This is a genomic window from Rhizobium sp. CFBP 13644 (assembly GCF_014842165.1).
Classification (GTDB): Bacteria; Pseudomonadota; Alphaproteobacteria; order Rhizobiales; family Rhizobiaceae; genus Agrobacterium; species Agrobacterium tumefaciens_C.
In genome coordinates this window covers 846,642-865,460 of the sequence record NZ_JACYVF010000001.1, presented here as the reverse complement: position 1 = coordinate 865,460, position 18,819 = coordinate 846,642, and the positions used below count along the sequence as shown (strand labels likewise).

17 protein-coding genes are annotated in these 18,819 nt (G+C 58.0%); 8 read left to right on the top strand and 9 right to left on the bottom strand.

Going from position 1 to position 18,819, the window contains the following annotated elements; translation table 11 throughout:
* The first annotated feature begins 56 nt into the window (after positions 1-56).
* A complete protein-coding gene (locus tag IFT53_RS04130) occupies positions 57-1,400 on the top strand; it encodes a formimidoylglutamate deiminase (RefSeq protein WP_192063235.1) in 1,344 nt (447 codons plus the stop codon).
* Positions 1,401-1,492: 92 nt separating this feature from the next.
* On the top strand, positions 1,493-2,422 hold the full coding sequence (locus IFT53_RS04125) for a DMT family transporter (protein ID WP_192063236.1): 930 nt from the start codon (positions 1,493-1,495) through the stop codon (positions 2,420-2,422).
* A 12-nt stretch (positions 2,423-2,434) separates the two neighbouring features.
* Here IFT53_RS04125 and kduD read toward each other — a convergent pair whose 3' ends face one another.
* Positions 2,435-3,193 carry a 2-dehydro-3-deoxy-D-gluconate 5-dehydrogenase KduD gene (kduD, locus tag IFT53_RS04120; RefSeq protein ID WP_192063237.1) on the bottom strand — a complete coding sequence of 253 codons (759 nt, stop codon included), beginning with the start codon at positions 3,191-3,193 and terminating at the stop codon, positions 2,435-2,437.
* Positions 3,194-3,630: 437 nt separating this feature from the next.
* On the opposite strand from kduD, the gene IFT53_RS04115 reads away from it, so the two are divergent.
* The 5 genes from IFT53_RS04115 to pncB all read left to right on the top strand — a co-directional run bounded on the left by IFT53_RS04115 (position 3,631) and on the right by pncB (position 8,225).
* Entirely contained in the window at positions 3,631-4,737 is a 1,107-nt protein-coding gene (locus IFT53_RS04115; RefSeq protein WP_192063238.1) for a DUF475 domain-containing protein, read from the top strand.
* 315 nt (positions 4,738-5,052) lie between these two features.
* The gene (locus IFT53_RS04110; protein WP_192063239.1) at positions 5,053-5,397 is read left to right on the top strand and encodes a MarR family transcriptional regulator; all 345 of its coding nucleotides are present in this window, start codon (positions 5,053-5,055) and stop codon (positions 5,395-5,397) included.
* A gap of 58 nt (positions 5,398-5,455) precedes the next feature.
* Positions 5,456-6,301, top strand: a complete 846-nt coding sequence (locus IFT53_RS04105) for a C40 family peptidase (protein WP_192063826.1) — start codon at positions 5,456-5,458, stop codon at positions 6,299-6,301.
* Positions 6,302-6,389: 88 nt separating this feature from the next.
* Positions 6,390-6,749, top strand: a complete 360-nt coding sequence (locus tag IFT53_RS04100; protein ID WP_192063240.1) for a hypothetical protein — start codon at positions 6,390-6,392, stop codon at positions 6,747-6,749.
* Between the two features lie 171 nt (positions 6,750-6,920).
* Positions 6,921-8,225 (top strand): nicotinate phosphoribosyltransferase, encoded by a 1,305-nt coding sequence (pncB, locus tag IFT53_RS04095; RefSeq protein WP_042616292.1) that lies wholly within the window; start codon positions 6,921-6,923, stop codon positions 8,223-8,225.
* A 33-nt stretch (positions 8,226-8,258) separates the two neighbouring features.
* Here pncB and IFT53_RS04090 read toward each other — a convergent pair whose 3' ends face one another.
* On the bottom strand, positions 8,259-9,656 hold the full coding sequence (locus tag IFT53_RS04090) for a leucyl aminopeptidase family protein (RefSeq protein ID WP_192063241.1): 1,398 nt from the start codon (positions 9,654-9,656) through the stop codon (positions 8,259-8,261).
* Between the two features lie 252 nt (positions 9,657-9,908).
* Here IFT53_RS04090 and IFT53_RS04085 point away from each other — a divergent pair, with 252 nt between their 5' ends.
* A complete protein-coding gene (locus tag IFT53_RS04085; RefSeq protein ID WP_192063827.1) occupies positions 9,909-10,622 on the top strand; it encodes a tetratricopeptide repeat protein in 714 nt (237 codons plus the stop codon).
* A gap of 68 nt (positions 10,623-10,690) precedes the next feature.
* Here IFT53_RS04085 and IFT53_RS04080 read toward each other — a convergent pair whose 3' ends face one another.
* The 7 genes from IFT53_RS04080 to cpaB form a co-directional block, all read right to left on the bottom strand.
* Positions 10,691-11,677 (bottom strand): type II secretion system F family protein, encoded by a 987-nt coding sequence (locus IFT53_RS04080; RefSeq protein WP_042616294.1) that lies wholly within the window; start codon positions 11,675-11,677, stop codon positions 10,691-10,693.
* 12 nt (positions 11,678-11,689) lie between these two features.
* Positions 11,690-12,694 carry a type II secretion system F family protein gene (locus tag IFT53_RS04075; RefSeq protein WP_192063242.1) on the bottom strand — a complete coding sequence of 335 codons (1,005 nt, stop codon included), beginning with the start codon at positions 12,692-12,694 and terminating at the stop codon, positions 11,690-11,692.
* Positions 12,695-12,820: 126 nt separating this feature from the next.
* A complete protein-coding gene (locus IFT53_RS04070; RefSeq protein ID WP_192063243.1) occupies positions 12,821-14,290 on the bottom strand; it encodes a CpaF family protein in 1,470 nt (489 codons plus the stop codon).
* Positions 14,291-14,327: 37 nt separating this feature from the next.
* Positions 14,328-15,617, bottom strand: a complete 1,290-nt coding sequence (locus IFT53_RS04065; RefSeq protein WP_192063244.1) for an AAA family ATPase — start codon at positions 15,615-15,617, stop codon at positions 14,328-14,330.
* A gap of 35 nt (positions 15,618-15,652) precedes the next feature.
* Entirely contained in the window at positions 15,653-16,333 is a 681-nt protein-coding gene (locus IFT53_RS04060; protein WP_192063245.1) for a CpaD family pilus assembly protein, read from the bottom strand.
* Positions 16,334-16,347: 14 nt separating this feature from the next.
* On the bottom strand, positions 16,348-17,940 hold the full coding sequence (locus IFT53_RS04055; protein ID WP_192063246.1) for a type II and III secretion system protein family protein: 1,593 nt from the start codon (positions 17,938-17,940) through the stop codon (positions 16,348-16,350).
* A complete protein-coding gene (cpaB, locus tag IFT53_RS04050; RefSeq protein WP_192063247.1) occupies positions 17,937-18,746 on the bottom strand; it encodes a Flp pilus assembly protein CpaB in 810 nt (269 codons plus the stop codon). Before cpaB ends, IFT53_RS04055 begins: the two co-directional genes overlap by 4 nt.
* Positions 18,747-18,819 lie beyond the last annotated feature (73 nt).

The following is an 18,819-nucleotide window of genomic DNA, read 5'->3' as shown; positions in this document are numbered from 1 at the left end:
GTATATACATAATAGGTTGCGAGGCAAGAGCCGTCAGTTGAAAATGAGGAGCCGACATGTACCTTCATGCTGAAACCGCTTTCCTGTCAGACGGTTGGGCCAGGAGTATCCGCCTGAAAATCGAGGAAGGGCGGATTGCCTCTGTTGAAAGTGGCGTGGAGGCGGCTGCCGGTGATGAGCGGGTGAAGGTCATCGTCCCTGCCATGCCGAACCTGCACAGCCATGCTTTTCAACGGTCCATGGCGGGCATGGTGGAAACGCGCGGTCCCACGCAGGATAGTTTCTGGAGCTGGCGCACGCTGATGTACCGCTTCGCCCTGACGATGACGCCGGACCAGATGGAAGCGGTCGCCGCACAGCTTTACATGGAAATGCTCGAGGCGGGCTTCGGTCGCGTCGGCGAATTTCATTACCTCCACCACGATACGGATGGCGGGCACTATGCCAATATCGCCGAGCTTGCTGAGCGTATAGCGAGCGCTGCTGCTCAGACCGGCATGGCACTGACGCTGCTTCCCGTGCTCTACGCCCATGCCGGCTTTGGCGGGCAGGAGCCTCTGGAGGTTCAGCGCCGCTTCATCAATTCCACCGATGACTTTGCGCGTCTGTTCGAGGGCTGCCAGAAGGCGGCATCCGCCCTGCCAAATAGCGTCGTCGGGCTTGCGCCCCACAGTTTGCGGGCGGTGACGCCAGAGCAACTGGCAATCGCAGCGCAGCTTGCGCCTGACGCGCCCCTGCACATTCATATTGCCGAGCAGGTCAAGGAAGTGGAAGACTGCATCGCGTGGTCTGGTGAGCGCCCGGTGCAGTGGCTGCTGGACCATGCTGATGTGACGGAGCGCTGGTGCCTCATCCACGCCACCCATATGACGTCAGAGGAAACGGCTGCAGTTGCAAGAGCAGGTGTTGTCGCGGGTCTTTGTCCCATTACTGAAGCCAATCTGGGTGATGGCACATTTCCAGCGCCGGAGTTTCTCGCCGCTGGCGGTGCGTTCGGAGTTGGATCCGATAGCAATGTGCTCATCGGTGTTGCCGATGAATTGCGCCAACTGGAATATTCTCAAAGGCTGGCGCAGCGTGCCCGCAATGTGATTGCGCCCGCAAACGGCTCCACGGGGCGCACCCTGTTTGATGCGGCTTTGAACGGTGGCGCACAGGCACTCGGTGCAGGATCCGGCATCCGGCAGGGCCATACGGCAGATTTCGTGTCGCTGAATCTCGATAACGCTCCCTATCTGGAGGGCGACCATCTGCTGGACGGCTGGATCTTCGGCAATCTTGTGAAGCCGGATCAGGTCTGGATCAATGGCCGCTCGGTCGTGCGCAATGGCCGCCATGTTCTGCGCGAAACCATCTCGCAACGGTTCCGGCTGACGATGGCGCAGCTTTTGTCCGTGTAGAAACAGCCGATACGCTCATACACGGTTCTGCCGGGCTTGACTTGATGCCGTGGCTCGCTGAGTCATGGGCATCCAGGGAGTTCGAGATCACGATGCCAAAATTCTTCCGCCAGCTTTCGCCCACCGGCATGGGCGTGGCCGTCATGCTGCTCGGCATGCTTTTGTTTGCGCTGAACGACGCCATGGGCAAGTGGCTGGTCTCGACCTACAGTCTGGGGCAAGTCGTGCTGGTGCGCAGCGGTGCTGCCATCATTGTCTTGCTGTTTATTCTTTTGCGGTCGGGGATGACAAAGCTGTGGCGTGTCGAGCGACCCGCGCTTCAGGCGGCCAGAGTGTTTTTCTCCACCGCCGAGCTCTTCTGCTTCTACTTCGCCGTGACAGCACTGCCCCTGGCCGATGTCATGACCTATTGGCTGGCCGCTCCCATCTATGTTGCGGCGCTGTCGCCATTTCTGCTGGGAGAGAAAGTCGGCTGGCGCAGATGGACCGCGATTGGCGTCGGTTTTGTCGGCGTCCTAATCGCGCTCCAGCCAAGTTCGGCATCCCTGACCTCTGCCGCCTTGTTCTCGATCCTCGGAAGTGCGGCCTTCGCCTTCATGATGCTATCGGGACGACAGCTGCGAAACACGCCGGATACGGTTCTGGCCTTCTGGCAGGTCGTGGGTGCAGGGCTTGCGGGCGCGGTGGCACTGGCCATTGCGCCATCGGGCTGGGTGCCACTAAAATCAGGCTTTGATCTCTCGCTTCTCGGGCTTTTGGGTATCGTCGCCATGACGGCGCATGTTCTGGTCAATCGCGCCCTAAAGCTCGCCGATGCCGCAACGGTCGCGCCGCTGCAATATACATTGCTGCTCTGGGCAGTGGTGTTTGGTTGGATGATTTTTGGCGATGTGCCCCAGACCAGTATCGTCATCGGTGCGGGCCTGATCGTCTTGTCAGGCCTCTACATTTTTTTCCGCGAGAACGCGCTCAAGCGCCGACAGGCGAGAGCGGCAAACCCGCCCCTCGACGACATCGTTTGAAGGTTTCGGCGCTTAGCGCGCCATCCAGCCACCATCCACGGGCAGAACCGTGCCGTGGACATAGTTTGATGCGGCTGAAGCGAGAAACACGGCCGCGCCGCCGATCTCTTCCGGCTTGCCCCAATGCCCAGCGGGAATGCGCGCGAGAATCGCTGCATTGCGGTCTGGATCGTTGCGCAAGGCTTCGGTGTTGTTGGTGTCGAAATAGCCGGGCGCGATGGCGTTGACGTTGATGCCTTTGCCCGCCCATTCGCAGGCCAGAAGACGCGTCAGGCCCGCAAGTCCGCTCTTAGAAGCGGTGTAGGATGGGATGCGAATTCCGCCCTGGAACGACAGAAGCGACGCGATATTGATGATCTTGCCCGACTTGCCCTGCCCCACGAGGTGGCGGGCAAATGCCTGGCTGAGGAAGAACACCGTCTTCAGATTGACATCCATCACCGCGTCCCAGTCAGCCTCGGTAAAGTCGAGGGAGTCAGCGCGTTTGATGATGCCCGCATTGTTGACGAGGATATCGGCACCGCCGCAATGGCGCACCGTTTCTTCCATGATCGCGTCGACAGGGGCAATGCTGGAAAGGTCGGCCTTGATGCTGTGGCTTTTCCCGCCGATGGCGGCGATCGCATCTTCCGTTTCCGCCATCGAAGAGCGCCCGACAAGGACAGTTGTTGCCCCTGCGCCGGCCAGAGCAAGGGCGATGCCCTGTCCCAGTCCCGTATTGGCCCCGGTGACGATAGCTGTCTTGTCGGTCAGGTCGAAGGAAACGGTCATCCGGGATCTCCCATCCATTGGTATCGGCTCTGCGCTATCTACCGCAACCGGACTGTCGGTTCAAGAAACAAATAGTACCACTTTATAGAATCGTATGATGACATGGCATCGCGCAACCATGGTTTGCAAATGGAGGTCGCCTCAGGTCAAAATCAGTCGAAACCGTTGCGAACACAACTTTGAGCTTGACGAAGCAGGCGAGTTGCGAGACTACAAATATATTACCAGCGCCCTGACATCGGGCTTTGGGAGATGAACTTAGGTGCCGGGCCCCTCTGGCGAGAGTTTTACGGCGCTCTCGTGATGTCGGTACCGCCTGCTTATTACGCCGGCGGATTGTAACCCATGAAAAATCTGACCATGCATTCTGTGCGTGCGCTTTCTGTCACGTCTGCGCCGCGTTTTCCTGTTCGCACATCGTTGCTGGGAGCGCTGTAATGACCACAAGCACAAAATCCACACTGACCTACTTCAAGTGGGCCTTTATTGTCACCGTTGTCGGCCTCATTCTGGGTGGCTACCTCGGCTGGCAGATGACAGGTACCGTCAGCGGTACCGCCACGATCTTCTTCATTTGTGCGGTTCTGGCTGTTCTCGAAATCTCTCTGTCCTTCGATAACGCCATCGTCAATGCCAACAAGCTGAAAGACATGACGCCGGAATGGCAGCATCGCTTTCTGACATGGGGCATTCTCATTGCCGTCTTCGGCATGCGTATCGTCTTCCCGCTGCTCATCGTCGTCATTGCTGCTAATGTCGGTCCTTGGACGGCCATGGTCATGGCGGCAACAGAGCCGGATCGTTACGCGCAGATCATGAAGGACGCGCATCTGCCGATCGCTGCCTTCGGTGGCACGTTCCTGATGATGGTGGGCCTCAGCTTCTTCTTCGATCACGAAAAAGACGTGCACTGGGTGCGCTGGTTCGAAGAGAAGATTGCAACCTATTCGTCGATCAAGGGCATCGAGATCGCTTTCGTGCTGATCGTCATGCTCGTCTTCTCGCGCATCATCGCGGGCAGCGCTGACCCGAAGCTCGGGCCGGAAGCAGCAAATGTCTTCTTCAGCTCAGCCATATGGGGTCTCCTGACCTTCCTTCTGGTGGAAGTTCTGGGTGGTATTCTGGACCGCAGCCAGCAGGTGCTGGAAGGTGCTGCCAAGGGTGGTTTCGGCGCATTCCTTTATCTTGAAGTGCTCGATGCAAGCTTCTCCTTCGATGGCGTGATCGGTGCCTTCGCGCTCACCTCCAACCTGTTCATCATCGCCATCGGCCTTGGCATCGGCGCCATGTATGTCCGCTCGATGACGATCATGCTGGTTGAGAAGGGCACCTTGGCGGAATACCGCTATCTGGAGCATGGCGCGTTTTATGCCATCCTCATCCTGTCGGTCATCATGTATGTGCAGAGCCTTGTCCATATTCCCGAAGTCATTACGGGTCTTGGCGGCGCGACACTGATTGGTATCTCGCTGTGGTCCTCTATCCGCTACAACAAGCGCGAAAGAGCCCATGAGCTGGCTGCTGGACATAGCACCAAGCATTAAGCGACCTGTGCGCGATGCTTCTCAGATGGCGCATCGCTTAAAAAATGAGCTTCGGTGGCTGAATTGCCGAAGCAGATTACCCTTCGAAGGCGATTTTCGGCGTGTAACTGGCAGTTTTTCATCTGGCACGTTTCATGCATGGTTATCGCCAAGTCCAGAGGGGACATAAAAGCTCGATAACGGGCAAAGACACCGCCGACACTGCGCTGTACCAAACGGGTACAGAATGCGTGTCGGCGGTTTCATTTTGTTCACCGTTTTGCGAGACTATGCTCCGGTTATTATCCCCTGCGGAACCAATGAATGGAGCCGAGTGTGTCTTTCGAACTGTCGCCATCGCAAGCGCTGAGCCTATGGCACCGGGTGGTGCTGGCCCAGGTCGAGGATGACGGGCCGGACCTGACATCCCGGCAGATGGCAATCCTGCTACATATCTATCTTGTGCCTCCTCCCCATACGGTTCGCGGTCTGGCCGCCGTGCTGGGTGTAACAAAGCCGGTCATCACCCGTGCTTTGGACAGTATGGGCGCGCTAGGTCTGGTTGAGCGTGAGCGCGACCCGCGCGACCGCCGCAACGTCATCATCAAGCGCACTGTCACTGGTGCGCTCTATCTGGAAAAATTCGGAGACCTAGTTATCGCGCAGGCACGCGCGATATAGGGTGGCGATCATTGGATCGTGCGTAAACCGAGGACAAAGCAATATGACATCCCAGGACATGCCCCTTGACCGGCGTCTCAACATCTTCCGGGCCGATCTTGCCGATGAGCGACTGCGGGGCAAGGTTGAGGCGGAGCGTTACGTGACGGGCACGCCCGCCAGCGTCAACCTTCCCGTCATCGGTCTTCGCCCCAAACCTGAACTGGAATGCGGTGTCGATACCGAGTTGCTGCTGGGAGAGACGGTGCGTGTCTTTGACAGGGCAAATGGCTGGGCCTGGGTGCAGGCCGATGCGGATGGCTATGCTGGCTATGTGCCGGAAGCGGCCATCGGCGAAACGGTTGCCCCGACCCACCGCATCATCGCGCCCCGCACCTTTCTCTACCCGCAGGCAGAGCTGAGAAAGCCCCCCGTCGCTGCGCTCTCCATGGGTAGCCTTGTCACTGTTGTTGGAGAGGAAGAGACGCGCGGAACACGCTATCTCATGACCGAAAAAGGCGAAGGCATCATCGCCGCCCACTGCATGGCTGTGAACGAATGCGTAGCGGATGATTACGTGTCTGTCGCCCTACGCTTTCTGGAAACACCCTATCTCTGGGGCGGACGCTCCGGTTTAGGTATCGATTGCTCCGGTCTGGTGCAATTATCCGCCGCGATGGTTGGCAGATCGGTCCTGCGCGATACGGATATGCAGGTCAGCACGCTCGGTACTGATATCAGCCGGGATGAATTGCGCCGTGGCGATCTCGTCTTCTGGAAGGGCCATGTCGGCATCATGGAGGACGAACAGACGCTTCTCCACGCCAACGGCCACACCATGAATGTATCACGGGAGAACCTTGATGAGGCCATCAAGCGGATCGGCTGGCTCTATCAGATGCCCACGGCCTTCCGCCGTCTCTAGACTTTCACGAAAACGTTTGGCTTCTGCACTGTTCCGGTGCCGGGGTGGCTTCTATATGAAGGCAGGCAGTTTAATACGGGTCATCGATATGGCAAGATTGGCATCATGCGCCGCAGTTCTGAGTATAGCTGTCATTTCGTTTTCAACGATTGCGCAGGCGCAGACGGTTTACGAGAACGGCTTCATGCCCGCGCCGGATGCCTATGCCAATCTGCCCGGCGTCAAGGACCCCAAGACGCTCCGCCCGAAAGAGCGGTATAATTGCTATTCCACATCCGTTCAGTCCGGTTACCCTGATGGCGCTTACCGGGATGTTTTCGGTAGTCAGGGATTACCTGTTCAGGGCTACCGCTGCACCGGCTCAGCCGGAGGTTCCGCCACCGGCACGCGTGCTCCCACCTCCAGAGACTGGTATCCAGGGATCAACCCGCCAGCTGTGGATTTTTGAAACATTCGCTATCCCTCATTCACGGAACTGTCTTTGCCTGAACCGGTCTGGACTTGATCCTGTTTTCAGATAAGTCTCTGATTGGAGAGCGAATAAGGCTCATCACGATGTCAGGCCGTTGGTAACGCGCAAGGGGTGTCGGCTTGGTCGGCACGGGGGATTTCAGCAGCAATGACGAAGATAGATATCGCAACCCGTGTTCACAATCATGCCTGGAAGCTGGACCCGATTGTACGTAGTCTGATCGATACGGACTTCTACAAGCTGTTGATGTTGCAGATGATCTGGAAAATCTATCCAGAGGTCAATGCGACTTTCTCGCTCATCAACCGGACTAAAACCGTCAAGCTGGCCGATGAAATCGATGAGATGGAACTGCGCGAGCAGCTTGACCACGCCCGCAGCCTGCGACTTTCCAAGAAGGAAAGCATCTGGCTTGCCGGTAATACATTCTATGGTCGGGCCCAGATTTTCGAGCCTGAATTCCTGTCCTGGCTGGATAGCTATCAGTTGCCGGAATATGAACTGTTCAAGCGTGATGGTCAGTATGAGCTGAATTTTCATGGTCGCTGGATGGACACCACGCTGTGGGAAATTCCAGCCCTTGCCATCATCAATGAATTGCGTTCGCGCAGCGCCATGCGCTCGCTCGGTTATTTCACGCTCGATGTTCTCTATGCCCGTGCAAAAGCAAAGATGTGGGCAAAGGTGGAGCGTCTGCGTGAACTGCCCGGTCTGCGCATTTCAGATTTCGGCACCCGCCGCCGCCACAGCTTCCTGTGGCAACGCTGGTGCGTCGAAGCTTTGAAGGAAGGCATAGGCCCGGCCTTTACCGGCACCAGCAATGTGTTGCTGGCCATGGATTCAGACCTTGAAGCCGTTGGCACCAATGCGCATGAATTGCCGATGGTGGTGGCTGCTCTGGCCCAGAATGACGAGAGCCTTGCCGCCGCACCCTATCAGGTGATGAAGGACTGGAACCGGCTCTATGGCGGCAATCTGCTGATCGTGCTGCCAGATGCGTTCGGCACGGCGTCCTTCCTGCGCAATGCCCCGGAATGGGTGGCGGACTGGACCGGTTTTCGACCCGATAGCGCGCCCCCGATCGAAGGCGGCGAGAAGATCATCGACTGGTGGCAGAAGATGGACCGTGATCCGAAGAAGAAGCTTCTGATCTTCTCCGACGGTCTGGATGTCGATGCCATCATCGACACTTACAAGCACTTCGAAGGCCGCGTCAGAATGAGCTTCGGCTGGGGCACCAATCTGACGAATGACTTCGCAGGCTGCGCGCCCAACACCATCGAAAGCCTGAAGCCGATCTCCATCGTTTGCAAGGTTATCGACGCCAATGGCCGCCCGGCCGTCAAGCTCTCCGATAACCCGCAAAAGGCAACCGGAGAACCGGGAGAGGTGCAGCGCTACCTGAAATTCTTTGGTCAGGAAGACCGAAAGGATCAGGACGTTCGCGTCTAAAAAAAGGGCGGTTTCCCGCCCCTTCTGTTCACGTCACTTCTTTGCGAAGTTACGCGAGATGTAATGGAACAGCGCCCGAATGCCCTGCGCTTCGCCACCGATGGATGAATGCGGGCGCTCGCTGAGCGACCAGCCGTAAATATCCAGATGCGCCCAGCTCTTCGTCTGCGTGACGAAGCGCTTGAGGAAGAGAGCGGCGGTGATGGAGCCAGCCATTCCACCGGCGGGCGCGTTGGTAATGTCTGCGGCGCGGGAGCGGATATCCTTGTCGTAGCCCATATAGAGCGGCAGGCGCCACAACGGGTCATCAACATCCATGCTCGCATCCGCTATGCCGTGCGCCAGATCCTCGTCATCGGTGAAGAAGGGCGGAACGTCGGGACCAAGCGCCACACGGGCAGCACCCGTTAGGGTCGCCATGTCGATCATCAGATCAGGCGCATCTTCATCCGCATAGGCCAGAGCATCCGCCAGCACCAGACGCCCTTCCGCATCGGTATTGTCGATCTGCACGGTTAGGCCCTTGCGGCTCTGATAGATATCGCCGGGGCGGAAGGAATTGGAGGAAATGGAGTTTTCCACCGCAGGTACGAGGACGCGCAACTCGATTGGCAGCCGGGCATCCATGATCATCAAGGCGAGACCAAGCACATTGGCAGCTCCGCCCATATCCTTTTTCATCAGCGCCATGGAAGAAGACGGTTTGATGTCGAGGCCACCAGTATCGAAGCAGACACCCTTGCCCACAAGCGTGATGCGCGGATTGCCCTTCTTGCCCCAGCGCATGTCCAGAAGGCGAGGCGCGCTTTCGCTGGCGCGGCCAACGGCGTGAATGAGAGGGAAGTTTTCCTTCAGCAGGTCCTCACCGGCCACGACCTTGACCTGCGCCTTGTAGTGCGCGGCAAGGCTGCGGAATGCGATCTCAAGCTGGTCAGGCCCCATATCATTGGCCGGAACGTTGATGAGGTCGCGGGCCAGATAGACGCCCGCCAGAATGCGCTTGATCTCTGCGTCTGCCGCGTCGCGGGGCATGAGCAGCTTTGCGCCACTGCTTTTCAAGGTGCGGTACTTGTCAAAACGATAAGCGCCCAGACCAAAGCCCAGCATCAGGCGGTTGACGGTGAGCGGTGCCGTTTCAATATGCCACTCGCCTTCCGGCAGCTCACGCGCCAGTTTGCCGGTAATGAAGGGAAATTCCGAGGGGTTGGTTCCTAACCCCAGCAATGCGCCACCCAGCGCACCCTCTGCCGATGGTACCAGAAGGATAGCGCCTGCATCGCCCTTGAAGCCTGCTTTGCGTGCCCAATCCAGCGCAATCGGGTCAATCGCAGCCTGTTCGATATGGGCAGGTGTGACCGCGAAGACCGGCAGTGTTTTTCCCCCCTTGGACGTGAAAGGCGTGGCGCGTTCGATATATTGATAATGGGGCATAGGATGCTTTCGAAAGGGGGGTGGAATCGTCGAATTAACACTCTGTTAGGGTTAACAGATTATTGCTGGAGCGAGGGTTGCGTCGAGAGAAATCGCGCTGCGTTGCCCGTTTCGATCAAAACCAGAGCCGGGGGCAATGTTGTGATTGCTGTTTCTTCCCTTTCAGCGCGCCATTCATTGTTGGTACGCGGCGTTTGCGCCGCAGTCCTTGCCTTGGCGCTGGCCGGATGCGCTACCAACAAGCCCGACCGCATGTCCACCGGCTCCATTCCGGCGGTGTCCCATTCCTATGACCAGATGAACATGGACCAGCTGCGGCAGGCGGAGGCTTCCGTCGGCAAGTCCTATGAGCGTAACCCCAAGGACCGCAATACGGGCTTGAACTACGCCAATGTGCTGATGATGACCGGCAAGAACACGCAGGCTCTCGCCGTCATGCAGCAGGTGGCCATTGCCTACCCATCCGACCGTGAGGTTCTGGCATCCTATGGTAAGGCGCAGGCGGCTGCCGGACAGCTGGAACAGGCACTCTCGACGATCACCCGCGCGCAAACGCCTGACAGGCCCGACTGGCGTCTCTACTCCGCTGAAGGTGCGGTTCTCGATCAACTGGGCCGTTCGGGAGAAGCGCGTGCGAAATACCGTCAGGCGCTTGATCTCAAACCCAATGATCCGAGCATTCTGTCCAATCTTGGAATGTCATACGTTCTTCAGAATGATCCGCGCACGGCGGAAACCTATATGCGCTCTGCGGCCTCCCAGCCCGGTGCCGATAGCCGCATCCGGCAGAATCTTGCGCTTGTCGTCGGACTTCAGGGACGCTTCGAAGAGGCCGAACGCATTGCCATGCAGGAGCTTTCTGCACAGCAGGCGCAGGCAAACCTGACCTATCTGCGGGGCATGCTGTCCCAGCAGAACGCATGGTCGCAACTTTCCGACAAGAACAAGAAGACGGCGACGAACTGATTGCCGAGCTCATCTTAATGATTGCAAACGGCGGCCTGTGGGCCGCCTTTTTTGTTATCGATAGCTCTTTAGAACGTGTCAGAGACACGAATGCCAGCTGGCCCGAGAATGACGGCGATCAGTACCGGCAGAAAGAAAATAATCATCGGGACGGTTAGCTTCGGGGGCAGTGCGGCCGCCTTCTTCTCCGCTTCATTCATGCGCTCGTCACGGCCTTCCTGCGCCAGCACACGCAACGCCTGTGCGAGCGGTGTGCCGTAACGCTCTGCCTGGATCAGCGCCTGCACCACGCTTTTCACGCCATCCAGCTGCGTGCGAATGCCGAGATTTTCAAGGGCGGTGCGCCTGTCCTGCAAGAACGAAAGCTCCGCGGTTGTCAGCACCATTTCTTCGGCAAGTTCGGGAGACTGGTCGGCCATTTCCTCGGCAACCCGCCGCATCGCCGCTTCCATCGAGACACCGGATTCCACGCAGATCAGCATCAGATCCAGCGCATCCGGCCAGGCCCGCTTGATGGATTTCTGCCGCTTGGACATCTGGTTGGAAACGAAAATGTTGGGCGCGTAGAAGCCGAGATAACCAAAGCCAAGAACGGCCATCAGCCGCAGGCCGAAGGGCCGTGTCGCCAGATTGCCCATGACGAAGACCCAGAGAAAAGCCAGCAGCAGAAAGATGAAGGGAAGAATGAAACGCGCAGCTAGAAACGTGTTCAATGCGTTCTGGGAACGGTAGCCCGCGGCCCGTAGCTTGTTGACGGTATTGGCATCCACCAAGGCTTCGCGCAGATTGAAACGCTCGACGATCCGCGTTGCTGATTTGTTGTTGCTGGCGCGCAGCGTCGTTTTTCCACCCTTTGCCGCCTCGGCCATGCGGTCCCGTTCACGAATTCGGATCTGGTCCCGCTCGGTGGAAACCGCCTTCATGCGCTTGCTCAGGTCGCCTTTTTCAAAATAGGGGAGTGCCAGCGTATAAAATGTTGCAAAGACGGCCACGCCGACGAGGAGGGCGATGATGAGGTGCGGGTTGACGAGGCTGGCGATCAGTTCCTGTGACATTGCTCTTGCGCCTCAAATATCGAAGTTGATCATTTGGCGCATGACGACCACGCCGATGAGCATCCAGAACCCGGATACGCCGAGAATAAGGTGCCCGCGCGGATCGCTGAAAAGCACCGCGATATAGTCCGGCGATGTCAGGTAGACGAGGAGCCCCACAATGAAGGGAAGCGCGCCGATGATGACGGCCGATGCCTTGGCCTCCATGGAAAGTGCGCTGACCTTGGCCCGCATTTTACGGCGTTCACGCAGCACCTTGGACAGGTTGGCAAGCGCCTCCGAGAGATTGCCACCGGCCTGTGCCTGAATGGTGATGACGGTACCGAAGAAGTTCACCTCAGACAGAGGCATGGTCAACATCATGCGGTTGATGCCTTCAGGAATGGTCATGCCCACCTGCTGGGCCTCGACAACCCGCTGAAACTCGGTCTTCACAGGCTCTTGCCCGTCTGACGCGATCAGCCGGACGGAATCATTAAGCGGCAGGCCCGACTTGATTGAGCGGTACATGACATCAAGCGCGTTGGGAAATTCTTCCAGAAACTTGTTCTGCCGGCGTTTGACCAGAAAGCCGAGGATCCAGCGCGGCAGACCAAGCGCGCCCACCATACCTCCACCAACGGCAAGAAGCAGCGGTGCGCCATAGAGAAGTGATACCAAAAAGACGGCAAGCCCAAGCCCGCCGCCCATGAGGTAGAATTTCTGGATGGATATGGACAGACCGGCCTGAACGAGCTTGCCGCGGACGCTGTTATCCCGCCGGTGCTTGGATTTCTCGTTCTGCTTTTTTTCGAGATCCTTGAGCGTGTCCTGCACCGATTTTCGGCGCTTGCTCATCTCCTGCACGCGGTCTCGCGCAGCCTTGATCTTGATGCGGTCGGTTTCAGCCGCCTTCACCCGGCTCACACGGCTTGCCGTCTTCTTTTCGACCTCGATCTGCGGGAACAGGAAGACATAGGCCATCGCTCCTGCCGAAACGGCGACGAGGATCACGAGCAACAGCACCGTCATGTTCATTGTGCATTCCGCCTAGAGCGCGTCCAGCAAAAGTGCGTGAGCGGTTTTGCGTCCGGACTGCGTGAAAACAAATAGATAGAGCATTTCAGGTGATCCCGTTTTCGCCGGAAATGCTCTAGGTCTTGGCTATTGAGACTGTTTTTCCATCTCGTCGAGAGCGGCGGCAAGGCGCTTTTCCTCGTTGAAATAGCGTGCACGATCCCAGAAATATGGCTTGCTGATTCCCGTCGAAACATGGCGACCGATCAGACGGCCGTTGGCGTCCTCGCCGTCCATTTCATAGCGCATCAGATCCTGGGTGATGATGACGTCACCCTCCATGCCGAGCACCTCGGTGACCTGCGTTATGCGGCGCGAACCATCGCGAAGACGGGCAGCCTGAATGATGACATCGACGGATGAGGAGATGATTTCCCGGACGGTCTTGGCCGGAAGGCTGAAGCCACCCATGGCAATCATGGATTCCATGCGGCTCAGGCACTCACGCGGCGTGTTGGCGTGGATTGTGCCCATGGACCCATCATGGCCGGTGTTCATCGCCTGCAGAAGGTCAAACACTTCAGGGCCACGGACTTCGCCGACGATGATGCGTTCGGGCCGCATACGCAGGCAGTTCTTGACGAGATCACGCATGGTGATCTCGCCTTCGCCTTCAATGTTGGGCGGGCGGGTTTCAAGCCGCACGACATGCGGCTGCTGAAGCTGAAGCTCGGCTGTGTCTTCGCAGGTAATGACGCGCTCAGTCTTGTCGATATAACTCGTCAGGCAGTTCAAAAGCGTGGTCTTCCCCGAACCCGTTCCGCCGGAAATGACGACGTTGCACCGCACGCGCCCGATGATCTGCAGGAGAACCGCACCCTCTGGCGTGATCGCACCAAAGCGTACCAGCTGGTCGAGAGTCAGCTTGTCCTTCTTGAATTTGCGGATCGTCAGTGCCGGACCATCAATGGCGAGCGGCGGCGCAATGACGTTGACGCGCGATCCGTCGGGCAAGCGGGCGTCGCAGATCGGGCTTGATTCGTCCACACGGCGGCCAACCTGGCTGACGATGCGCTGGCAGATCGACAGGAGCTGCGCATTGTCGCGAAACCGGATGTCGGATTCGATGGTCTTACCGTTGACTTCGATGAAGGTCTGGCCCGACCCGTTGACCATGATGTCGGCAATATCGTCGCGTGCCAGCAGCGGCTCCAGCGGGCCATAACCCAGTACATCGTTGCAAATGTCTTCCAGCAGCTCTTCCTGCTCGGAAATCGACATCGCAAAATTCTTGATGGTGATGATGTCGTTGACGATATCACGAATTTCTTCACGGGCGCTTTCCGTGTCCAGCTTTGCCAGTTGCGACAGATCGATCGTGTCGATCAGGGCCGAGAACACCTGCGCTTTTGTCTGGTAATATTCATCCGTGCGAACACGCTTGCGCACCTGGGGTGGAGTTGCATGGGTTGGTGGCGCGGGTGGGGCCATGACAAGCATGTCCGCCTGCTCGGCGCGTGGTGCCGTTGCAACAGGAGGCGGCACAGGTGCAGATGGTGCTGCCTGCCCGCTATATGCGCCCCTTGCGGGACCTTCGTTGCCACGTTTTCCGAACATTTGTGTCTTCCGGTATGTTTCACGGCCAAGCCGTGCATCACTTGCGTTTTATAAGATCCATGAACTTGCCAAGTCCGGCTCGCTTCGCTTTGCGCGCGGCAGAACGGCCCGTAACGATGTGTGAAATCTGCGAGAATGTTTCGGCAATCGATGATTTCGCGTCGATTTCGCTGATCATCCGTCCGCTATTGGCGGCATTTCCAAAAAGCTGCACATCAAACGGAATGATGGCGATCGGCTCGATTTCCAACGGTTCGAAGAAATCGGCAGGGGCGATTTCCGGGCGCTTGAGCATGCCGACCTGATTGAGCACAAGATGCGGCACCTTGTCGTTCGGTCGCAGTTTTTTCAGGGCATCCAGCAGGTTCTTGGTGTTTCGGAGGTTGGCGAGGTCAGGCACAGCCGTAATCACCACCTCGTCAGCGTCTGCCAGCACCGTCTGCGTCCAGTCGGACCAGATGTGGGGAACGTCCAGAACGGCAACAGGCGCGCTGCGCTGCAAAAGCTCCAGCAGCGGCTGGAAGGCCAGGCGTTCGAAATCATAAGGCCGGTCCAGAAGCGATGGCGCGGCCAGCAGCGAAAGATGCTCGGAGCACTTGGTCAGCAACCGGTCGAGAAACACTTCGTCCAGACGTTCCGGGGCATAGACCGCCTCGGCAATGCCTTGAGCCGGGTCCTGATCAAAGTCGATATTGGCTGTGCCGAAAGGCAGATCCAGATCGGCAAGAATGGTTTCGGTCGAAAACAGGTTGGAAATGCCAAACGCACAATTATGGGCGATGGTGGAGGATCCGACGCCGCCTTTAGCCCCGATGAAGGCGATGTTGCGGCCAAGCGGCTCTGCTTCCGGGTCAACGAAAATGGCAGAAATCGACGCCAGCAGGTCCGGCATCGTCACCGGCGCGACGAGATACTCCGAAATGCCGTTGCGGATGAGGTCCCGGTAGAGCGCAATATCGTTGTGGCGACCAATGATGATAACGCGTGTCGTGGGGTCGCAGACCTCAGCCAGAGGGGCAAGGTCACTCAGCAGGTTAGACGGTTCACGCGCTGTTTCCAGCACGATCAGGTTCGGCGTCGGGCTGGATGAAAACATCGTCGCTGCCGCTTCGATTTCACCATTGGTGACGCGCAGGCTAACCTTGTTCATGCGGCGGTCGCCCGAAAGGCGCTCCATCAGCCGCTGGATGCCTTCGCTTTCGCAAAAGGCATGGATGGAGATGCGGGGCAGGGGTCTCAAGCCGTCCAGATCGCCCATGCGCAAGGGTTCATCGGAATAGGACTCTTGCGGATTGGCCTGTTGAATATCGTAATTGACCGGGCTCATTGTTTTTCCTGTTGCCGCATGCGTTCTCGTCGATGTCAGTCCGCGGTGGAGGTGTTCTTGCCTGCGCGATAGTTACCGATCACCACCGAGCGGCGCTCCGCATCGATTGCGCTCATGCCACGCGGACCGACGAGGTCCATCGGGTTTGCCACCTGCGCGGCGAGATTGTTTTGCGATGCGCAGCCGAAATTGTACCAGTTCTTGTTGGAATAGGTGTTGTCGGAAAGATCTTCTGGCCATTGTCCACACTGCCCAGTCATGGCCGTCATGGCAATGTAGCTCAGGCGAATGGGTGCGGCATCGCCCGTTGGCGCTGCGCGGTAATGGGTTTCCACGATCTTGCTCGACGCTATGCCAGAATTGCTCAGCACGGATCGGATTTGGCGCTTGAGAATGGACGCCGCGGCAGAATTGGCCGATCCCGTCGGCACCTGGATCTGCACCAGCCCGGATGAGACCGCAGTATAGCTCTGCGCAAACCCCTTGATGGTATCAGCCATGCCGATGGTCAGACGGTTGTCGCCAGCAGAAACCGGAATATCCAGCGAGTGCTGCGCTTCCGAAAGGGTGATCGGATGACGCGTTCTGTAGTCATCGGGAATGGCGCCAGTCGACATCGGGTCGCGCGCGCATCCCTGAAGCAGCAGGGTTGCGGTCAGCAATGAGAGGGTAATCCCGGCTCTGTGAAGGCGGGAAGCATTTCTGGACGGGGTCATTGGGTGCATTTTCATCATTTGTAAATAAACCCTACCGAGCCCTGATAGGGCTGTGTGTGAGCCTGCTGCCGGTTGCCATAGACTTTGTTGACGCGGTTCATGAAATACATGCCGGCATCATTGTCCGGGTTGAAGTTGTCATCCGGGCGGGCGATTTCGTTTCGCGCCACCGGTCGCACCAGATAGGGCGTCGCGATGATGACAAGCTCCGTCTCGTTGCGGATAAAGTCCTTGCTGCGGAACAATGTACCGAGGATGGGCACCTTGGAAGCTCCGGGCAGGCCGGACATGGCCTGGCGAACATTGTCCTGCACAAGACCGGCAATCACGATGGAACCGCCGGATGGCAGCTCCACGCTTGTGGAAGCCTCACGCTTGCGGATGGACAGATAGGTGCTGCCGGGAATGCTGACGCTGCTTCCGTTGCCGGTGACGGCACTGCCCTCATAGGTGGGCTCTGAGACATTGGTCTCGATTTTGAGGCTGATACGGCCGGGCGACAGCACGACGGGACGGAAATTCAGTTCGATGCCGTAGTCGACCTTATCTGTGGTGCGCGTCACAGTGGGCCGACCCGTCGTGCCATCGACAGCCACTTCCTGTTCCGCAGGCAGGCGGAACTCGCCGCCAACATAGAATTTCGCTTGTTCGCCAGAGATGGCCGTCAGGCTTGGTTCTGCCAGCGTGCGCATCACACCGGCCTGTTCCATGGCGTTGAAATAGCTGCCCAGAGTGACCTTGCCGATGGTTCCGGCAATATTACCTGTCCCAGCAACGCCGATTGCGTTGCCAAGGTTCGCTGGGTTGGAAAAGGAGATGCGGCCGCTGGCGTCACTGCCGGAACCGCTGATGGAGCCGTTGAAGCCCAGTTGCTTCAGAACCTGCCGGCTGACTTCCGCAACCGTCACCTTCAATGTGACCTGATCTTCACCCTCGATGGTCAGCATATTGACGATGGATGATGCCTGGCGGTCTTCCGCAAAGATGGCCACCGCACCATCGCCATTGCTCTGGCTGGTCTCGGTAATGTTGCGCGTGGTTGCTTCACCACCCTTTAGGAAGGCAGATGCAAGCTGAACGGCGCGGGCGGAATCCTGTGGCGTGCGCACGCTTCCAGACAAGACGATATTGTCCGATACGATTTCAACACGAATGTCGGATTCAGGAATGAAGCGGCGAAGATTGGCTTGCAGGCCGGTAATATCCCGCTCGACCTCCAGATCGAGGCTGACAATTTCCTGCCCCTGATCTCCAAATATGAAAATATTGGTCTGGCCGACCGCCTTGCCGAACAGGTAGATCCGGCGCGAGCTGCGTGTCACGGCATCTGCCATGCTGGGGTCTGCCACCAGAATATCATGGGCGTCCTGCGGCAGGTCGATGACCAGCGCCTTGTTAAGCCCAAGTTTCAACCGCTTGCGAACACCCTGGCCGCTTTCATTGATCCGTACGATGCTGGCGCTCTGTGCCAGTGCTTCGCTTGTCGCTAGGCCTGAAGGCGCGTTCAAACCGGGAAAGCCCGAGAATGCGATGCAAAACGCCAGTCCGCCCGTAACGGACGAGCGCATGGCTTTTATCAGGCAGGAAATTGCGCGGTGTCTGGTCATTGTGCCGACCCTCCCTGTCCGTCCCGGACGATTGAGCCGGATTTGATGATCTGGATAGCCGGTTTTCCGGAGCCCCCACTCAGGAGATAATCGGCAGATGTTGTGTCGCTGTCTTGCGCGTCAGCAACCGAGCGCAGAGAAAGTGTGAGGCGATCGGCCATCTGCTGCGCCACCGTCATGATCTTTGCCTGTTCCGGCGTTAGTTCAAGCGTGGCGGTTGCACCGACGACTGCGGTGGTGCCGTCTTCGCCTTCCTTGATCTGCTGGTCGATTGCCAAAACGCGGACATTGTTGAGAACGTTTTCAGTCAGAAAAGCCCCCGCATCACCCTTTCGAACCATGATCACGTCGACACGGTCGTTGGGAAGCACGAAACCGCCCGCGCCAGTGGCAACAGAGATTTCTGTAGCGACAGCTCTTTTGCCGGCTGGCAACAGGGCAGACATGATGCGCGTGCTGGAATCCACCACCTTTTCGGGGCGCAGCGGCTCACCTTCAAACAAGGGCAGGCGCACCACAGAGCCGGTCAGCTCGGTTATGGCGTCTGGCCGTTTGGCCTCGGTCACGAAATTCTCATTGATGCTGCCCTGCGGCCATGCCGCCCACCGCACGGAATCCGAGCTCAGACGGCTTCCGACAGGCAGATTGACGGAAGACACCAGAATATTGACCGTCGGTTCTTTCTGAATGATGGCTTCCGCGTGCTCGACAACCTGCTGCGGGCCGCCAAGCTGCATGGCCAGCAAACCGGCCAGACCGGCGGCGACCACGGCGACTGAAAGAATGACGATGCGAGAGGGTTTCATGCTTGGGCCTTGAAGGAGTCAGAATCTCTCCCCACCATGGCCCGCCATTGGTGTAATTATAGTTAATAAAATG